At 45.8% G+C, this 17,772-nt stretch carries 13 protein-coding genes and 1 pseudogene; 1 reads left to right on the forward strand and 13 read right to left on the reverse strand.

Annotated features, from left to right (window positions below):
* Positions 1-59: 59 nt before the first annotated feature.
* The 7 genes and pseudogenes from MSG33_RS05950 to MSG33_RS05980 form a co-directional block, all read right to left on the reverse strand.
* The gene (locus MSG33_RS05950; protein ID WP_248380228.1) at positions 60-2,105 is read right to left on the reverse strand and encodes an EAL domain-containing protein; all 2,046 of its coding nucleotides are present in this window, start codon (positions 2,103-2,105) and stop codon (positions 60-62) included.
* A gap of 401 nt (positions 2,106-2,506) precedes the next feature.
* The gene (locus MSG33_RS05955; protein ID WP_025768531.1) at positions 2,507-2,857 is read right to left on the reverse strand and encodes an ethanolamine utilization protein EutQ; all 351 of its coding nucleotides are present in this window, start codon (positions 2,855-2,857) and stop codon (positions 2,507-2,509) included.
* The gene (locus tag MSG33_RS05960; protein ID WP_134646012.1) at positions 2,854-4,170 is read right to left on the reverse strand and encodes an FAD-binding oxidoreductase; all 1,317 of its coding nucleotides are present in this window, start codon (positions 4,168-4,170) and stop codon (positions 2,854-2,856) included. Before MSG33_RS05960 ends, MSG33_RS05955 begins: the two co-directional genes overlap by 4 nt.
* A gap of 12 nt (positions 4,171-4,182) precedes the next feature.
* Positions 4,183-5,466, reverse strand: a complete 1,284-nt coding sequence (locus MSG33_RS05965; RefSeq protein ID WP_237309053.1) for an FAD-dependent oxidoreductase — start codon at positions 5,464-5,466, stop codon at positions 4,183-4,185.
* Positions 5,455-5,616: pseudogene (locus tag MSG33_RS05970) on the reverse strand (rubredoxin); the annotation flags it as partial. The gene MSG33_RS05965 and the pseudogene MSG33_RS05970, both read right to left, overlap by 12 nt.
* Before the next feature lie 142 nt (positions 5,617-5,758).
* Entirely contained in the window at positions 5,759-7,195 is a 1,437-nt protein-coding gene (locus tag MSG33_RS05975) for an aldehyde dehydrogenase family protein (RefSeq protein ID WP_248380230.1), read from the reverse strand.
* Between the two features lies 1 nt (position 7,196).
* The gene (locus MSG33_RS05980; RefSeq protein ID WP_248380232.1) at positions 7,197-8,384 is read right to left on the reverse strand and encodes an aromatic ring-hydroxylating dioxygenase subunit alpha; all 1,188 of its coding nucleotides are present in this window, start codon (positions 8,382-8,384) and stop codon (positions 7,197-7,199) included.
* Positions 8,385-8,703: 319 nt separating this feature from the next.
* Between MSG33_RS05980 and MSG33_RS05985 the strand changes: the two genes are divergently transcribed.
* The gene (locus MSG33_RS05985; RefSeq protein WP_248380234.1) at positions 8,704-10,440 is read left to right on the forward strand and encodes a BCCT family transporter; all 1,737 of its coding nucleotides are present in this window, start codon (positions 8,704-8,706) and stop codon (positions 10,438-10,440) included.
* Positions 10,441-10,532: 92 nt separating this feature from the next.
* On the opposite strand, the gene MSG33_RS05990 is transcribed toward MSG33_RS05985, so the two are convergent.
* The 6 genes from MSG33_RS05990 to MSG33_RS06015 all read right to left on the reverse strand — a co-directional run bounded on the left by MSG33_RS05990 (position 10,533) and on the right by MSG33_RS06015 (position 17,698).
* Entirely contained in the window at positions 10,533-11,459 is a 927-nt protein-coding gene (locus MSG33_RS05990; protein ID WP_005392445.1) for a LysR substrate-binding domain-containing protein, read from the reverse strand.
* A 248-nt stretch (positions 11,460-11,707) separates the two neighbouring features.
* Positions 11,708-13,072, reverse strand: a complete 1,365-nt coding sequence (locus MSG33_RS05995; RefSeq protein WP_248380236.1) for a TrkH family potassium uptake protein — start codon at positions 13,070-13,072, stop codon at positions 11,708-11,710.
* Between the two features lies 1 nt (position 13,073).
* Positions 13,074-13,727 (reverse strand): TrkA family potassium uptake protein, encoded by a 654-nt coding sequence (locus MSG33_RS06000; RefSeq protein WP_005375180.1) that lies wholly within the window; start codon positions 13,725-13,727, stop codon positions 13,074-13,076.
* Positions 13,728-13,878: 151 nt separating this feature from the next.
* On the reverse strand, positions 13,879-14,577 hold the full coding sequence (locus MSG33_RS06005; protein ID WP_248380246.1) for a response regulator transcription factor: 699 nt from the start codon (positions 14,575-14,577) through the stop codon (positions 13,879-13,881).
* Positions 14,574-15,608 (reverse strand): ATP-binding protein, encoded by a 1,035-nt coding sequence (locus tag MSG33_RS06010; protein ID WP_248380248.1) that lies wholly within the window; start codon positions 15,606-15,608, stop codon positions 14,574-14,576. Before MSG33_RS06010 ends, MSG33_RS06005 begins: the two co-directional genes overlap by 4 nt.
* A 236-nt stretch (positions 15,609-15,844) precedes the next feature.
* Positions 15,845-17,698 carry an ABC transporter ATP-binding protein gene (locus MSG33_RS06015; protein ID WP_248380249.1) on the reverse strand — a complete coding sequence of 618 codons (1,854 nt, stop codon included), beginning with the start codon at positions 17,696-17,698 and terminating at the stop codon, positions 15,845-15,847.
* Positions 17,699-17,772 lie beyond the last annotated feature (74 nt).

A 17,772-nucleotide genomic window follows, 5' to 3' on the forward strand; every position in this document is an offset into this window, starting at 1 on the left:
AAAGTCAAAACAAGACTCACTATAGGGAAGCCATCGCTTCCCTTTTTATTGCACCTTAGTTAAGCACGTCGATGGATAATCTCATCCAAAGGTACAGGCCTTGCTAAGTAAAAACCTTGAACTTTATCAACCCCACTTGACCGCACAAAGTCATAGTCAGACTGCGTTTCCACCCCTTCCGCTACGACCTCGCAATTTGCAATATGTCCTAACTTAGCAACCAATCGATACAGTTGCCGTCCACGATGATCGTTAGCGTCCAATAGCAGCGATCTGTCTAGCTTAATCTTGTTAAATGGATACTTGAACAAATGAGGAAACGATGCGTAGCCCGTACCAAAATCATCCATTGTGATACGAACTCCCATACTCTGTAGAGCTTTCATGGTGTTAGTTAAAGAAACTTCATTGTCTAATACGGCTTCTTCAGTAATTTCAATTTCAAGCCATTCAGCCGGGATTCCAAAATAGACCAACCTGCCTTGTAAATGCTGAACAAAATCCACTTGTTGAATGGTAGCAACAGAAACATTAATGGCCACTCTTCGCTGCTCAGATAATCCCATTTCCTTCATATCCGACAACACCTTTTCGAGTACTAATTTATCGAGCAGTGGCATGGCATCTAACCGGTGAAAATCTTCAATAAACGTTGGTGAAAGTAAGTTTCCATCTTCATCTTTATATCGAATAAGCGCTTCGTAAGAATACTGTTCCGCATCCTTTGTTGAATGCTGCTTTTGATAAAACATCACCAACTCGCCTTCACGAAGAATGGAAGTTAAACGCTTCTGCGCGGATGACTTGCTGATACTCGATGTGTTCGCATCTTTCACACTACTGAGTAGTGATTTAAATAGGGATTGTTCTAAACCATTGTAAGTATTACTTACACCAAGTTGCCCCCCATATTTGCCTGCATAGGCTAGATAAAAAGGTCGATAAATTAGTACACCAATCGCAATCACCACCAGTTGAAGTATCGCCCCCTGAACCTGATGCCCCATTGCAACATAACCACTCAACAGAGGAGGTGTCATCCAGTTCACAATATTTTCAATAGGCGCAATTAAGCCGGAAGTAATCGCGCAGTAGGTGATGATAAAACTTACCAGCGGTACTAATACAAATGGGACCACCAGAATAGGGTTAAAGATGATAGGCAAGCCAAATAGCAGCACTTCATTGATGTTGAACATCACCAATGGTGCTGCCGCTAACGCCAGTAAAATATGATTGCGCTCTTTAGCGAACAATAACAGACACAGGAGTAAACTAATGCTATTCCCTGACCCGCCCATGGATAAAAATGCGTCGTAAAAACCTTGGCTAATAACGTTAAGCGACGCTTCGCCTGTTTGCCAAGCAGCCATGTTGGCTTCGGTCGCAGCGTATATTTGCTGCTTGATGGCAAACAACATGTTGTGACCATTAATGCCCGCTGCTCCTAATAAGCTCAAGATGGATTGATAAAATAATCCTCCTGTGAACGTCAGCGGATCAAAGTTAAGTCCAGCCACTGTTGTAGTAAAAGCATTCATCACCGCTGCGGTGACATGAGATAAGCAAACCGCAAATAAAACGAATACGAAAAAATGTAAGACATTTTTAAAAAGACGAGAAGAGAAATCCATTGCTTGAGGATCAAGCAGCTCAATTCGGAAACTTTTACAATAAACGTATGACACCGTTGCACTAAAGAGTGCTAATAACGGGTTATTCGGCAACATGTAATTACTAGAAAGGCTGTCATTCTCTATTGAAATTAAATAGAACATGACCAACGAATAAATGATGATAATCGCGCTCGACACGTTCACTTTATGCGATAAATAGTAACCAGCCACAATGCAAAACGCTGTGGGATATAAATTGATTAAAATATCAGAAAGATGGAACAATAACTGAGAAACCTCTGACACCCCTAGGATTCTAGAAGCGTGACCAAGAAAGATGGCAAGTGCGTTAGATAGCGTCAGCGGTAACAGCAATAAGGCAATAGAAGCGAGATCAGTAAGATAAGATTTAGATCCAAGTCGCCATTTATCTGTAAATACCGTTAGACGATGAAAGGGATCAAGTACGCGTTCACGACGAGTGTGCATGGTGAGTTCTTATATTAAGTAATAATCATCGGCTGCGAAATAGGCAGCCGTAAATGCAACGGCCAGACTCAGTAACGTATTATTTGGTGGATAATTTTTAGTGTTTCTATTGGCTAAAACAATAGTTTGAATTGCCAGTCACAGCGCAAAGATGTCGCAAGTGCAATTTAACGATTATATACCCCTTGATCCAATGAGATTATTATCCTTAACGATAAAAGCCATACCAAGCATCTCGATATGGCTATCGTTAAAACTGATGTATATACCCTAATGACTTCAAGAAGGAGGCTTCGGTGACACGCCCTTAACGGGCGAGTTGATTTGGCTCACATACACTGTGAACGATTTTTGATTTAGCACGAGTAGAACTTCAAGTCGTTGTCTCGTCTGTAAAAAAATCATTCAATCCCGTGTAGCTCTTTCCAGTTTCCTGGATGAACCACATAGCCGAACAGGGCATGCCCACCATAAACCAGCTCGGTTCCTTCCGGGATCCACAGCATCTGACCTGGGTGCACAAAATGTGTCTCACCGTTTGCGGTCAGCTCGAAACAGCCTTCAATCACAAAAATAACCTCATCATAAAGCACCGTCCAAGCCACTTGAGCGCCTTCCCATTTAGCAAAGCCTACGCCAATGTTTGGTGAAATTTCCGGGCTTAACGCTCGGGCTACGTACGCCATTCCCGGCGTATCACCACGAACATTAAAATCTAGGTTTTTACTATCAACGAGTTTGACTTGCTTCATAACTCACTCCGGCTTTGCCATTTTGCTAATTGGATACGCGTTTTTACTCCCATGCCTAAAAAAGGCTCTGGCGGATTCAAACAAGGCATTCCTGTCACTTGCTGTATGTCATCCAATGATTTAGATGTCGCACCAACGACATAGTCAGCTAACAGCGTTCCAGAAATGGTTCCCCACGCAGCACCAACACCATTGTCACAAGCGCTGGCATAAACACCTTCATCTAATTGACCAAAAAAGTTAGTAAAGTTACGAGAGATGGCATATACCCCACCCCATGTGTGAGTAAATGGTACGTCGGCCAGCTCTGGGTAACGCGCCAAAAAGACTTGACGATGATCGTCTCGGATTTGATCTCTGACTTTATCGTTCATGCTTGAGCCATACTTCGGCACGTGTTTGTAAGTATTTCGGATCAAAATACGTCGATCGGCGGTCATACGTAACGTCGTTCCCGCATGATCTGCTGGAGTTAAACCCCAATTCAGCTCACCTCCGTATCGTTGCATTTCTGCGTCGGTCAATGGACGCGTCCAGCTTGCAAACGTCATCACTGGCAGTAATCTGTTTTTAAGGTAACCAAACTCACGAGTAAAAATGCTGGTGCCAAGTAACAGTTCAGTGGTTTCAACAGAACCACTATCTCCATGTAATACCCAGTAACCGTTTTCTTTACTGAGTTTGCGGATTGGCGAGTTTTCTAACACCTCGACGTTCTCTGGAAGGCTTTCCCCTAGCCCACGCACCAGAGCAGCAGGTTGCATTAAATAACCACCTGGCGTGTAAATTGCGCGGCTGTAGTAATTTGTCCCTAAGACTTTCGCCAGCTCACTACCATTAACATGGAAGTATGGTTCGCCAAGGTCTTTCATTAGGTGCTCAAAGTGATCGAGATACGCTTCACCGCGCGCCCCTACGGCTCCTTGATATTTGCCCTTTGCTGACCACTGACAAGAAATACTGTGCTTCGACACTAAAGTGTCCAGCTGAGCAATCGCAGAACGGTTGAGCGATAATAACTTTTGTTTGTGCTCAGGGTCGGGATGCTCAAGTGAAAACTTATGAGGCAAATCGATCACAAAGCCCGAATTTCTCCCTGACGCCCCTTGGCCGATACGTTGCGCATCAATCAGTATAATTCGTGCGTTAGGCTGAAGCTCAGCTAAACGTCTTGCCATAGCTAGCCCAGCGAAACCGGCACCTAGCACGGCATAGTCAGCAGTTTGTTTACCTTTTAACGCTGGTTTTTCTGCAATACTTGGCAACGCATGGTACCAACCACATGTTGCATCATCATTGGGTAAATGAATCATCTTCTTTCTCCGTTACGCTGCTGACAGTTTCAATGACAATTGATCTAGCCAAGGACCACGTAATGACTGTACTTTTCTTCCTAGCAACGCAAAGCCAAGCATCGTTCCCTCAGGAGAATAAAACGCAGCGGTCAATTCATCTGCCTGACTCTCGATGTACCATTGTCCCAGTTCGTTCGGGGCAACCGGGAAAATAGTGAGTGGAAGAATCGGCGTTTTTACAATCACAGGAGTTGGCGTTAACGAGATTGACGCGACATCGCCTAGCAAGCTTTTCGCTACGGAAGGAATCATTTGATTAATCGGCGCAATATACGGCTGCCAACCTTGCTCCGTTTCAACACAGTCGCCTAGCGAGTAAATATTCTCATCACTCGTCTGGCCAAATTGATTTACTTTAATGCCGCGGCCTACTTCTAGCCCTGCTTGCTCAGCCAGCGATACATTTGGCTTGAGTCCAACCGCGCTTAGCACTAGGTCTGCTTCAATCTGCTTGCCACTGTTCAGATGTAAAACCGCACTGGATTCGGACCTTGGCTCGATTCTGGCGATACTGTCTTGTAGAGCCCATTGCACGCCTCGATCTGCAAGTGCGCTTTGTAATGATTCACCCAACTGTTGCGGGATCAAACGCTCCATTGGCCATTGACCTAACCCGATAACTGTCACTTCATAGCCGCCTTCGATCAGGTCATTCGCGAACTCACAGCCAATTAAGCCATCGCCGAGGATTGCGATGCGCTTTTTGTTCTGTAGCTGGGTTCTGAAACGGCGGTAATCAACTAAGTCGTTCACACTCATAACACAAGAGCGATCGCCCTCAATTGGGATTTCAATCGGTGATGCACCTGTTGCCAGTACCAAACGGCTGTAGGCGTATTTACCGATAGAGGTGTGTAGCGTTGAATTGGCACGCTCGATCTTTTCAACGCGGGTATGCGGGTAAACGCGGACATTGAGACGGCTTTCCCACTCCAACGCGCTCTCACTTTGTAGCGCGTCGCCATCTTTCTTCATGGCCAGTGCATTAGACAAGGCAGGCTTGCTGTACAGTGCGCCATCATCAGCGGTAAAGACAGTGATCGGAACCGTTTCAGATTGCGCTCTAAGTGCCGCTGCCAACTGGTAACCACTGTGGCCACTACCGATGATAACGATAGGGTCAGCTGAAAATATAGGTTGAGTGACTTCAGATGGAAGTGGCTGAGCCGAATTTGGCTGAACAGACGATCCTACCGATACCGAAGACACTGCCGCGACCTCTTCTACTGGCTCATCGTCGGTGATTTCGATCATTTCAAAATCGGCCTTACCCACTAAACAGTCGGGGCATAACCAATCATCCGGCACATCTTCCCATGCTGTTCCTGGTGCAATGCCATCGGATGGCCAACCTTGTGCTTCATCATAGATTAAGCCGCAAATAATACAGAGCCACTTTCTCATCACTTTTACTCCAACTACCTTGTTCAGAATTTCCGTGTTTACAAACCACTGTCAGATTTGTAGCGATTCCATCAACCTCGCCCTAGCTTGTGGTCTGAAATCCAAGCCGGTGCGAGGTGATGAAAATCAAGTTACACGGTAGCTATACGTTGCTGTCTTGCTGCAAACGAATGGCAATATTGCGTGTCTGGACATAGCTATAAATCGCTTCTTGTCCTTTTTCTCGCCCAAAACCGGACAAGCCCACGCCACCAAATGGTGTTTCGATACCACCAGCAAACCATTCATTGATGAACACTTGCCCACCACGCAGTTGCTGCGCCACACGCAATGTTTGGTTTAGGCTTTCACCAAAGACACCAGCGACCAGGCCAAAATCGGTGCCATTCGCGATTTCGATTGCTTCTTGCTCAGTTTCAAACGGTGTAATCACCAACACAGGACCAAACACTTCTTCTTGTGCAATGCGCATATCTGGCGTGGCTTCAATCACTGTTGGAGCGACAAAATAGCCCGATAAATCAGGTGCGTAGCCACCGGTTAGGATATTCGCGCCGTCGGCTTTTGCTTGTTCTATCATTTCAAGCACGCGTGCTTGCTGATCAGCAGATACCAACGGTGTGATGTCCGGCTGGCTTTCGCCTTGACCAATAGTTAGGCTTTTTGCCATTTCCACTACCGCCGCTTTTACTTCTTCATAACGCTCTTTTTGAATCAGCAAACGAGACATTGCCGAACAAACTTGACCAGCGTTAAAGAAAATACCGACCTGAACGCTTTTCAAAAGTGTTTCGAGGTTCGCATCTTTCAGTGCGATAGCAGCCGATTTACCACCCAGCTCCATCACCGATGGAGTAGCGCGTTGCGCTGAATCTTGCAGAATGCGTTGGCCGGTCGGTACCGAACCTGTAAAGACAATTTGATCGACCTCTTGATGCTGCACCAAGTGGCTGCCAACGACTGAGCCTTTCCCACATAGCAAGTTAATCGTGCCTTTTGGGAAGCCCGCTTTTTCAATCGCTTTAATCAACAACGTCATGGCAAGTGGAGAAATCTCTGGCGATTTGATCACCACTGCATTACCAGCAGCTAATGCAGGTGCCAATGAGCGTGCACAAATAGAGACAGGGAAATTCCACGGCACAATCTGCACCGACACGCCAAACGGCACATATTGAGTGAAGTCGACATAGTCTTTACCCAACGGAATTGACGTGCCTTCCAGCTTATCGGCCATGCCAGCGTAGTATTCGAAGTAACGTGCCGATTCTAAAAACTCATCTTTGGCATCTTGCAAAGATTTCCCATTTTCACGACAGGCAACTAACCCACCTTCATCAATCATTTCACGAATAGCTGCGGCGGCTTTTAACATCCACTCGGTTCTGACGGCTGGACGAACGTCCGAAAGAAGGCCTTGATTGACCACTCGGCGTGCCGCTGCCATTGCGCGATCGGCATCGGTGATAGTGGCTTCTGCAATCGTCGCATACGCTTCGGCTGTGCCAGGATTCATGACGGTCAGCGCTTGCTCTGAATCGCACCACTCACCATCAATATAATTAAGGTAATGCATCATCTTACTGCTCCAGTGCCGCTTTCACTTGCTTTGCCAACCAGGTTTGGAAGAAATGCGTCGGAACATCCATTTCTGGTGAGAACACGCCACCACTAAAGCCAGGTGAGTAACGACCTTCCTGCATACCTTCGACCGCTCCAATATCTTCGCCGAACACGACTCGCCACGACTCAACGGTAGCGGTACGACACGCAGCAAACTCATCTTTCGTTGCTTCATCACCCACATAGAAAACACGTAGGTGCTCAACACTCTGATTCGCAGTGATTGGTTCAATCATCATTGCAAAGGCATGATCGGCTTGAATACCAAGCAACACGTTTGGAAAGAGTGCAACGTATTCTGCATGACGCAGTTTATCTTCTGGCCAGCTTGGAAATTTAGGTAAGTGTGTTCCTGCTGTATCAGAAAGGTTGTACGCGAGACTACCTTGACCAGCAAAGCGCTCTGCAAACATGATGTTGTAGTGATCCTCTAGGCGAGAATAACTGTTCAAACTCGGATGCACCCAAGGTAAGTGGTAAGCCTCGCAGTAGTTTTCTACGGCAAGCTTCCAGTTACTTTTCACTTCGATCTCTAAGTTGCCACCCATGTTCACGCGGCGAAGAAGCCCTAACCCATCTTCACCTAAGAATTGCTGCCAACGTTGCTCTAGTGGCGCGATATGATCTTCAAAGCTTTCTGCATTGCCCGATAAGTTAACGAATACCATGTCCATCCAAACGGCTGAACGAAGTGGCTTAAGGCCGTGTTTTTCACACTTAAATCGGTCATCTTTGTGTTTTGCGATACCACCGATGTGTGGTGTGCCTTTTAGATTACCGTCAAGATCGTACGTCCATGAATGGTAAGGACAGCGAATCATGCCTTGAACTTCGCCTGCCTCATGCACCAGCTTCATACCACGATGACTACATACGTTGTGGAAGACTTGGACTTCACCTTGACGATTTCTCATCATGAGTAGTGGAAGATTCATGAAATCAAGTGGCATCACATAACCATTTTTAAGCAGGTCTGATGCAAAACCAATGCATACCCAAGTGTTACCAAACACCTGATCACGCTCAAAGGTAAAATACTCTTCGCTGGTGTAGGCCTGATTCGGCATCCCTGTTGCTTCACTGATTGGGTTCAGTGCATTATCAACAAGTTCAACAGGAATAATGGTTTGGTTGACATTGCTCATATTCTTATCTCCGAGAGTCGAGTTGCATCCAGTGCGTACAACATCGTGTTGTGTTAGTGGAGATGATTTTGATTAACAACCCAGCAACAAACAAACGACTTTTTCGCCGGGTTTGGATGAGTTTTTGTCATTCATGCATTGATCTCAAACAACAAAATAACCTTTTAATTAACAAGGTTCTTCTTGTCATGATTAATACTCATTAACCGATGAGTATTAATCAGTTGAAACACAAAAGCCCTCTCTCTACTCTCTTTCAAAAATTAACAATAACGCAACAAACAATAACGCTAAAACAAAAGCACTGTGAGGGATGCCTATGAGAGCAACATCTGGGATATTGAAAGGACTCAATCCGACTGTGACTATCGCATCAAAGATCGTCGTTAGCGGTTTTGTACTTTTCTGCGCCATTCTCGCCAACCAAGCGGGCCAATACTTCGAAACGATTTCCGGCATTTTGCTGCAGAATATGAAGTGGTTTTACATCGGACTTGTTTCACTCGTTGTCGGTTTTCTTCTTTATCTTATGGTTAGTCGATATGGACATATTCGTTTGAGTAAAGATGACGAAAAACCAGAGTTTAGTTATTTGTCTTGGGTATCCATGCTTTTTTCCGGAGGCATGGGGATAGGCTTAATTTTCTGGTCGGTCGCCGAACCGATGTGGCATTACGCTGACAACCCATTTACTCAAGGCCTGACCAATGAAGCCGCAACAACATCAATGAAACTGACATTCTTTCACTGGGGTCTACATCCTTGGTCTGTCTTTATCATTGTTGCACTCGCATTAGCTTACTTTTCCTACCGTAAAGATCTGCCTTTTACCCTACGCTCTATCTTGTACCCTTTGATTGGCGATCGTATTTATGGGCCTATCGGACACACGGTTGATATCCTAACAGTCGCGGTGACTGCTTTCGGTATCTCTCAAACCTTGGGGATGGGAGTTATCCAAATAAACTCTGGTTTGAATCAAGCCTTTGGTCTAGACATTAGTTTGGGGATTCAACTCTTTATTATCGTTTCCCTTTGTACTTGTGCGGTTGCGTCGGTGCTATCTGGTGTAGGGAAAGGTATTCGCCGTTTATCAGAATGGAACATGCTGCTTTCACTCGCACTCGTGCTGGTCGTACTTTATATTGGCCCAACTCGCTATATCTTAAATACGCTACTTGAAAGCACGGGGCTTTATGCACAAAACATTGTCGGTATGAGCTTATGGAGCGATGCACAGAATGACTCTGGCTGGCAAAACTGGTGGACGGCTTATTACTGGCCTTGGTGGATGACTTGGGCACCTTTCGTTGGCATGTTTGTGGCTCGTATCTCTAAAGGGCGCACAATACGTGAGCTTATCGGCGGTGCTCTCATCGTACCCACGCTGATCACGTTTTTATGGATTTCAGTATTTGGTGGCGCAGCGTTGAAGGTAGAGCAAGACGCTCGTGTTGCTCATCAAGAGCAAGTCACTGCGGCACAAGAAGCAAAACAAACACCACCTGCAGATTTTTCTGGCGGCCCGATTCTTGAAGCGACTAAAGCCGATACGACACGCGCTTTGTTTACGCTATTCGACAATCTAGATACAGGTATGTTTGGTAAACTACTTAGCGTACTTGCGTGTTTATTACTCGGTACTTATTTCATTACCTCCGCTGACTCGGGTACCTTAGTTCTATGTACCCTCGATGCCGCTGGACACAGTGAGCCTCCTACGTCTATACGCGTATTGTGGGGGATCATGATCGCCGCCATTGCGGGAGTGCTTCTATATGCAGGAGGGTTAAAAGCAATGCAAACGGCCTCCATTATTGCTGGTTTCCCTATCGCCATTTTTATCGCGGTGATGAGCTTAACGCTATTTCATAGTATTCGACGCGAGCCTAAGCCATGGGCAATGCTTCCTGAGCATGTTCACCCAGAGCAAGAGAAACTTGATGGTCCTGTTGAACCGCTTGTTGAAAGCAAAACTGTGGCTTCCGAGCCTATCGCTTCAACATCCTCACTAAAAGATGATTCCACACTTAATCAGGGACCAGTACTAAGTTAGTGCGTCGTTTCATCAATCAATTAAAAAAGCGGGAACTGATATTCCCGCTTTTTTAACATTACCAAACTCTGTTCTTTTCTCTGCTTATTGATTTAGGCTAAGCCTCGATCACCCACCTCATCTGGCAACTGATGCAAAAGCCATTCTCTAAAACGTTTGACGCTGGCTGGGATTAAACCTCTATTTTTAGGTTCAAGCATAGAAAAATTGGAAGGTGTTGAAAGCACGTGCTCGACTGGCCTAACCAAAGCGCCGCTTTGTAAATAGTCGTCCACTAATGAGCCCCAGGCTAACGCGATGCCCTGACCATTAATTGCCGCTTGTAACAGCATTGGATAGTTATTGATGTTCATGCGATTACGAGGCGAAATATTTGGCAACCCCACACTCGCAAACCACTGCTCCCAATTCACCCAATCTCTTTGAGACTCTTCCAGATAGAGTAACGTTTTATTGAAGATTTCTTCTGGCTCACTAGGCTGGCCGATTTTCTCTAAATAAAGCGGGCTACACACAGGGAATACTTCTTCCGAAAATAGCGTTGTCACATCCATTTCCGCAGGTGGAGTGCGACAATAAAACAAGGCGATATCGCAATCTAATCGGCGTAAGTCCAACACATTATCTGAGGCCAATATCCTTATATCGATGTCATCATGTTCATTTTGAAATTGAGCGACCTTAGGCAACAACCACAAAGCGGCCATTGCGTTTGTCGTCGCAACCGTGATCTTTTGTTCGCCCTGCCATTTCTTCACTTCACCCGTGATTTGAGCAATATCGAGCAAAGATTGGCTGACAGCTTGATAATATTGAAGACCTGTAGGCGTTAAGTTAATGCTTCGATTGGCTCGCGTGAACATAGCCTTGCCTAAGTATTCTTCTAATTGTCTAATTTGGCGACTGATAGCACCTTGGGTCACGTTTAGCTCGTCAGCGGCTAACGTAAAACTCAAGTGCCGCGCCGACGCTTCAAACGCAACGAGGCTATTTAAAGGTGGGAGGGGTTTGATTTTCATGTATCTTCCAGTAAGGCAGTATTGTAATTATTTTTATTCCCGGCAATCTTATGTTGCACGTGGATAATGCCATTCTGGACAACACCTCAAAAACGACAATTTATAAATGATAAAAAATAGAGATGAATCATAAATTGTTGTGAGAGAGACTGCCGTATACAGTTTCGTGGCTACAACGAGCACAAAAAAGAGGAGCAGTTACTCCTCTTATGCTTAGCCTTTTGGTCATTTTCTCCGAGTTAGCCCATTTACCCTATTGCCAGTTTAGTACTCACGTAACGCGCTTTTTTCTTTCTTGGGCTGGCTAAGAAGTACGCCAAAGTAAGTGGGCCTAATCGTCCCATAAACATCATGAAGATGATCACTAACTCACCCGGTTCGGACAAACTGCCCGTTAAGCCTCGCGATAACCCAACCGTACCCAGCGCTGAGACCGCTTCAAACATAATGTCTAACATAGACGCTTTCTCTGTCAGTAACAGCATGAAGATGGCAAACCAAGTCACGCCCACCGAGATCAGAGTCAGCGCCAATGCCTTGCTGATGGTCTCTTTGGGAATCTCGCGTTGAAAGGCATAGGTTGCTTCATCGCGACGCAAATAGCTGTAAGTTGCCAAGACTAACACCATAAATGTCACAACTTTAATGCCACTTGCCGTGCTCAATGATCCACCGCCGATAAACATCAACACCAGAATGATCGCCGTTGTGGCATCTTCCAACTGATCGATAGCTAAAGTATTGAACCCCGCCGTTCTTGGCGTCACCGCTTGAAACCACGATGCCCACCATTTCCCTGCTTCGCTCAAAGGGGCAAGCGTGTTGGGGTTATCATATTCAATCAGGTAAATGGCGATAAGTGCCACCACGTTAATGATCATCGTGCCTAAGATCATCATTCGACTGTAAACGGTGAGTCGGTGCCAACGGCGATTGCGTTTTAAGTCAATCCAAACCGAGAAGCCTAAACCACCAATAATGAACAAACTGGTAATGGTGAAGTTAACGACCGGGTCGTCGACGTAAGGCATTAAGCTATCGGCACTCAACGCAAAACCTGCATTGTTAAACGCACTGATGGTGTAGAAGAAACCATGGAACAAACTGGTTTTCCAGCCCAGCTCTTCACTCCAATAAACGCTCAAAATGGTAAAACCAATAAGTTCAACGAGCAGAGCGAACATCAATACAGATTTAGCAGTGGCAATGAGTGTCGATGAGTCAGTTTGGTTGAACGCCTCTCTCGCGACTGCTCGCTCCAAAAAGCCAATTTTTCCGCCCAGAGCCAGCAAGGTCACGATGGCAAACGTCATTAAACCTAGGCCACCACATTGAATCAGGAAAGCGATAACCACTTGCCCAAAAGGCGTAAACGCCGTGCCCGTGTCTACCACAACTAATCCCGTCACCGTAATGGCCGATGTCGCAGTAAACAAGCTTTGAATCCAAGTGATGGGCTCTGTGGTGGCAATCGGCAGTTTGAGTAAAACTGTGCCGAGTATGATCAAGCACGCAAAACTGAGGCTAAGTATCAATGGAGGGGCGCCCAACAATTTTTTACCCGCTTTGGGTTTTCGCTCGATTGGGATAATAGAGGGATGCCACAAAACCATGTTACACCAACCTTGGAGCGACGTATTTCAGCTCAGCGCGACTACCGCAAAGCAACAGCGTGTCGAACTCATTAAGCACAAACTCATCATTGATATTGGTGTAGACGGCTTCTTCGCGCTTCACCAAGATAGGCTGAATGTTGTAACTGCCTCGGCTGATCAACTTAGAAAGCGGCGTATCGTGCAGATTGGATTTAACGTGGATTTCCACCACATACAAGCCATGCCCCATTTCTAAATAGTTGTTCACCATCGGATAGTTGAGTGCCTGCGCGACTCTTACGCCCATCTCCTCTTCCGGATGAATAATGCGTTGCACACCAAGCTTAGACACGATGGTGTGGTGCGCTTTGGTGCTCGCTTTGACCCAAATGGATTTCACACCCAGATTTTTCAGCGCCAGAGTACACAACAAACTGGCTTGCATGTCTTCGCCAATCGCCACCAACACCACATCACTGTTCGCTAACGCTAACTCTCTGAGTGCACCTTCGTCTGTTGCGTCACATATGACCGCTTGCGTTAACTCTTCGACGTATTTTTCGACGATTTTCGGGTCGCTGTCCACCCCCGTTACGGTGTGTCCAAGATGAATAAGTTCTAAGCTGGCGGCAACGCCAAATCGCCCTAAACCAATTACTGTAAAGTGAGCCATATCAATCCCTAACTGTGTTTTATGTATAGAAAATGCTAATGCGTTAAGGGCTAGACTGATTTTCCGTCACGGAAAATAGGCAACACGAATCCTGTTCGAGTGCCGATAACCAGCACTAAACCTTGGCATTAACGTTGATTAAATTTGGACTTTAGTGGTGCTTGGACGTCTCAAGCACTAAACGATAACCCAGCCCCGGCTCGGTTTTTAATAGCCGCTGTTCGTCAGCACTATCGTTCAGTTTTTTGCGTAGTTGACTCACTAACACGCGTAAGTAGTGAGTATCTTCGACATGACTTTTTCCCCAAATCACCGCTAGCAAATGAGTTTGCTCAATGAGTTTTCCCGGCTTGAGAATCAACTGTTCAATGAAAGAAAACTCTTTCTTGGTGAGTGGAATTTCCCTCTGATCCAACCAAAATTGGTGAGTACTTTTGATGATTTTGACTCTGCCAGCCACCAGCTCGTCAGCGACGGTTTGCTCACCCACCAAATCTCGAACCAGCACTTTGATGCGCGCGATGAGCTCTTTTACGCCAAAAGGCTTGCTCAAGTAATCATTCGCGCCCGCTTCTAAAAGGCGGATTTTTTCCTCTTCTTGATCGCGAGCTGTCAGCACTAGCACTGGCGTTTTATACGTCTGACGGAGCGTAGTGAGAAAATCCGTCCCATCGCCGTCGGGCAAGCCTAAATCTAGCAGAATGACGTGTGGCGAATGCGCTTCGAAACACGCTTTGGCTTCTGCAATGGTACTCGCGCCAATGTAATCAAACCCTTCAGCAGACAGCGAAATTCGAATAAAGGTATGAATGCGAGGCTCATCGTCCACGACTAAAACTTTGTAACTCACGCCTGCTCTGCTCCTTGATTGAGTGGAAGTCGAATGCGGATCAGCGTCCCTTCTGATACTGGCATAGATTGAATCTCTCCTTGGTGTGCGGTGATGATGCCTTTGGCAACCGCGAGTCCCATTCCGGTTCCTGAATCGGCCGATTTGTTGTTCACGCCGGAATAGAAAAGGTTGAATATTTTTTCCGCATCTTCAGCTTTGATGCCAATCCCCATGTCCCGAACATCAATCACGCACGACGAACCCTGCTTAGAAAGTGAAACCTCAACAGATTCATTCTCTGGTGAAAATCGCATGGCATTATCCAACACATTAAAAATCGCTTGTTCGATGAGCGAACGACTTACTGACAAATGACCAACGGAATCATCTATATTCATGGACACTTTCTCGGTGTAATTCGGCAAACGAGAAACCGCATCCCGAACAATATCTGCAATCGACTCGTCTTTTTTGGTAATTTTTAATGTACCGTGCTGGAGCTTAGTCGCTTGTAAGAGGTTTTCTATATATTGATGCAAGCGGTGGCTTTCTGAAGTCGCACTGTCGAGCAATTCTTTGCGCTCTAAGTCATTGAGCTTGGGCATGTACTCGCTGAGTGTGGTCAGTGTTCCAATAATGGTTGCCAGCGGTGTGCGTAGGTCATGGGACACCGATAGCAGGATGCTATTTTGCAGCTTGGTTTGTTTTAACTCGCCCTGCTGGCGACGATAGAGATCCGCAAAGGTACTGGTGATAAATGCCACCACCATAAACACGACTAGATTAAAAATGTCTTCCGGACGAAACATCTGTAAAGAGTAACGAGGCGTCGTGAAAAAGAAGTTGAAGCTCAGCGCTTCGATCACCGCCGCCGTATAAGCGAATCGCGAGTTGCATTGAAATGCCACCACCACGACTGCTAACTGCAAAATCAGCAGGACCGCAGCGGTAGAGCCAAACAATTGGTCTAACAGCCATGAGGCCACAACCGCGCCAACAATCACGATGGCAGAAAAGAGAAATGTGTTATCTCGCCAATGAGCAAACATAAAGTACATCAACCAAAATTCGATGCAGAAACTTTAGCAAAAGCCCATTCGGAGTTCGCGTAAAAAAAGCGTAAAAAATGCAAGAACGACAGTCAGTTATAAACATAACCATCATTAAGTTAGCCTAACTTAATGAATAATCACAAGTAAACGTCACCCATTGACGCCTACTCACTCGGTATAAACGGCAGACATAAAAAAGAGGAGCATTTGCTCCTCTTTCGTGTAGCATCATATTAGATGACTTGCAGTTGAGCATCACCTTGCTCAGACAAAAAGCCGCCGGTTTGATGCTTCCACAACTGAGCGTAAACACCACCCAATTGCAGCAGCTCGTAATGCGAGCCTTGCTCAATGATTTTGCCGTCATCCATCACAATCAAACGATCCATCGCGGCAATCGTTGATAAACGGTGAGCAATCGCAATCACAGTTTTTCCTTCCATCAGAACTTCAAGGTTTTCTTGAATTGCCGATTCTACTTCTGAATCAAGTGCAGACGTTGCTTCATCCATGATCAAAATTGGCGCGTTTTTCAGCAGCACGCGAGCAATCGCCACACGTTGACGCTGACCACCAGACAGCTTCACACCGCGTTCACCCACTTCAACGTCATAGCCAACGTTACCTTGCTCGTCTCGTAGAGATTGAATGAAATCATGGGCATGTGCTTTCTCAGCAGCTGCGATAACGGCATCCATTGAAGCATCTGGATCACCGTAAAGAATGTTCTCTTTAATTGAACGATGCAGCAAAGAGGTGTCTTGCGTGATCATACCGATGTGTTGGCGAAGCGACTCTTGTTCGACTTGCGAAATGTCCTGTCCATCAATACAAATCTTACCGCTATTTACGTCGTAAAAGCGCAGCAACAAGTTGACCAACGTGGATTTACCTGCCCCAGAGCGACCGACAATGCCGACTTTTTCGCCCGGTTTGATAGTCAGATTCAAGTTCTCAAATACTGCCTTCTCATCACTGTAGTTAAAACCTACGTGATCAAAGCAGATCTCACCTTGAGAGATTTGCAAAGGCTTAGCATTTGGTACGTCTTTCACTTCAACATCGTTTGAAATCGTATTTATACCGTCTACTACTGTACCGATGTTTTCAAACAGTGCGCTAACTTCCCACATGATCCACTTCGACATACCTTGTACGCGCAACGCAATACTGATGGCAATCGCAATAGCACCAATTGTTACAGCGTGATCTAGCCATAGATAAACCGAAATGGCACTAATAGACATCAGCAGCAAATAGTTGATGGCATCCACACTAAACAGTAAACAAGTCACCATGCGCATTTGGCGGTAAACCGTCACCAAAAACTGCTTCATGCTGCTTTCTGCGTATTCCAACTCTCGCTGTGAATGAGCGAATAGTTTTACGGTAGAAATGTTGGTGTAAGAATCGACAATGCGCCCAGTCATTGCAGAGCGAGCATCCGCTTGCTCTGTCGCTACTTGTTTCATTTTAGGGATAAAGTAGAACTGGATAACCGCGTACATTCCTATCCAAATCACAATAGGCAACATCAGCAAACCATCGGCCTCGCCCATCATCCAAAGCATCGAAAGAAAATAAACGCTGATATAAACCAGTACATCCACCAACTTCATGACCGTTTCTCGTACCGCTAACGCACTTTGCATCACTTTGGTCGCAACTCGGCCTGCAAAGTCACGTTGGAAAAATCCAACCGCTTGTTTTAGCAAGTAACGGTGAATCAACCAACGGATAGACATCGGGTAGTTACCCAATAACGTTTGGTGCATCACCATTGAGTGGACAAAACCGAGAACTGGCATCACAACCGCCACTAAGAACAGCATCATTAGCATGCGATCACCCTGATCTTGCCAGAATGTTGCGCGATCTTGATTAGAGAGAATATCGACGAGCTCGCCCATATAACGCAACAGCGTCACCTCAGTAATGGCAATAAGCGCACTGAACACAGCCATAACAAGTAAAGGGGCTTCAAAGCCACGAGTGTAAAAGCGACAGAAGCCAAAAAGTGTCTTCGGTGGCTTTTCGGTTTCCATCTGGGGAAAGGGTTGGGTCAGTTTTTCAAACCAATTGAACATAACAACGACTTTAAGTACCGCGAATGAATTTGCGAACGTTTTACTATCTTTTGATACAAAAGTCAGTAAAATAC

Source organism: Vibrio sp. 1CM7H (genome assembly GCF_023161645.1).
In the GTDB taxonomy this organism is placed as follows: domain Bacteria; phylum Pseudomonadota; class Gammaproteobacteria; order Enterobacterales; family Vibrionaceae; genus Vibrio; species Vibrio diabolicus.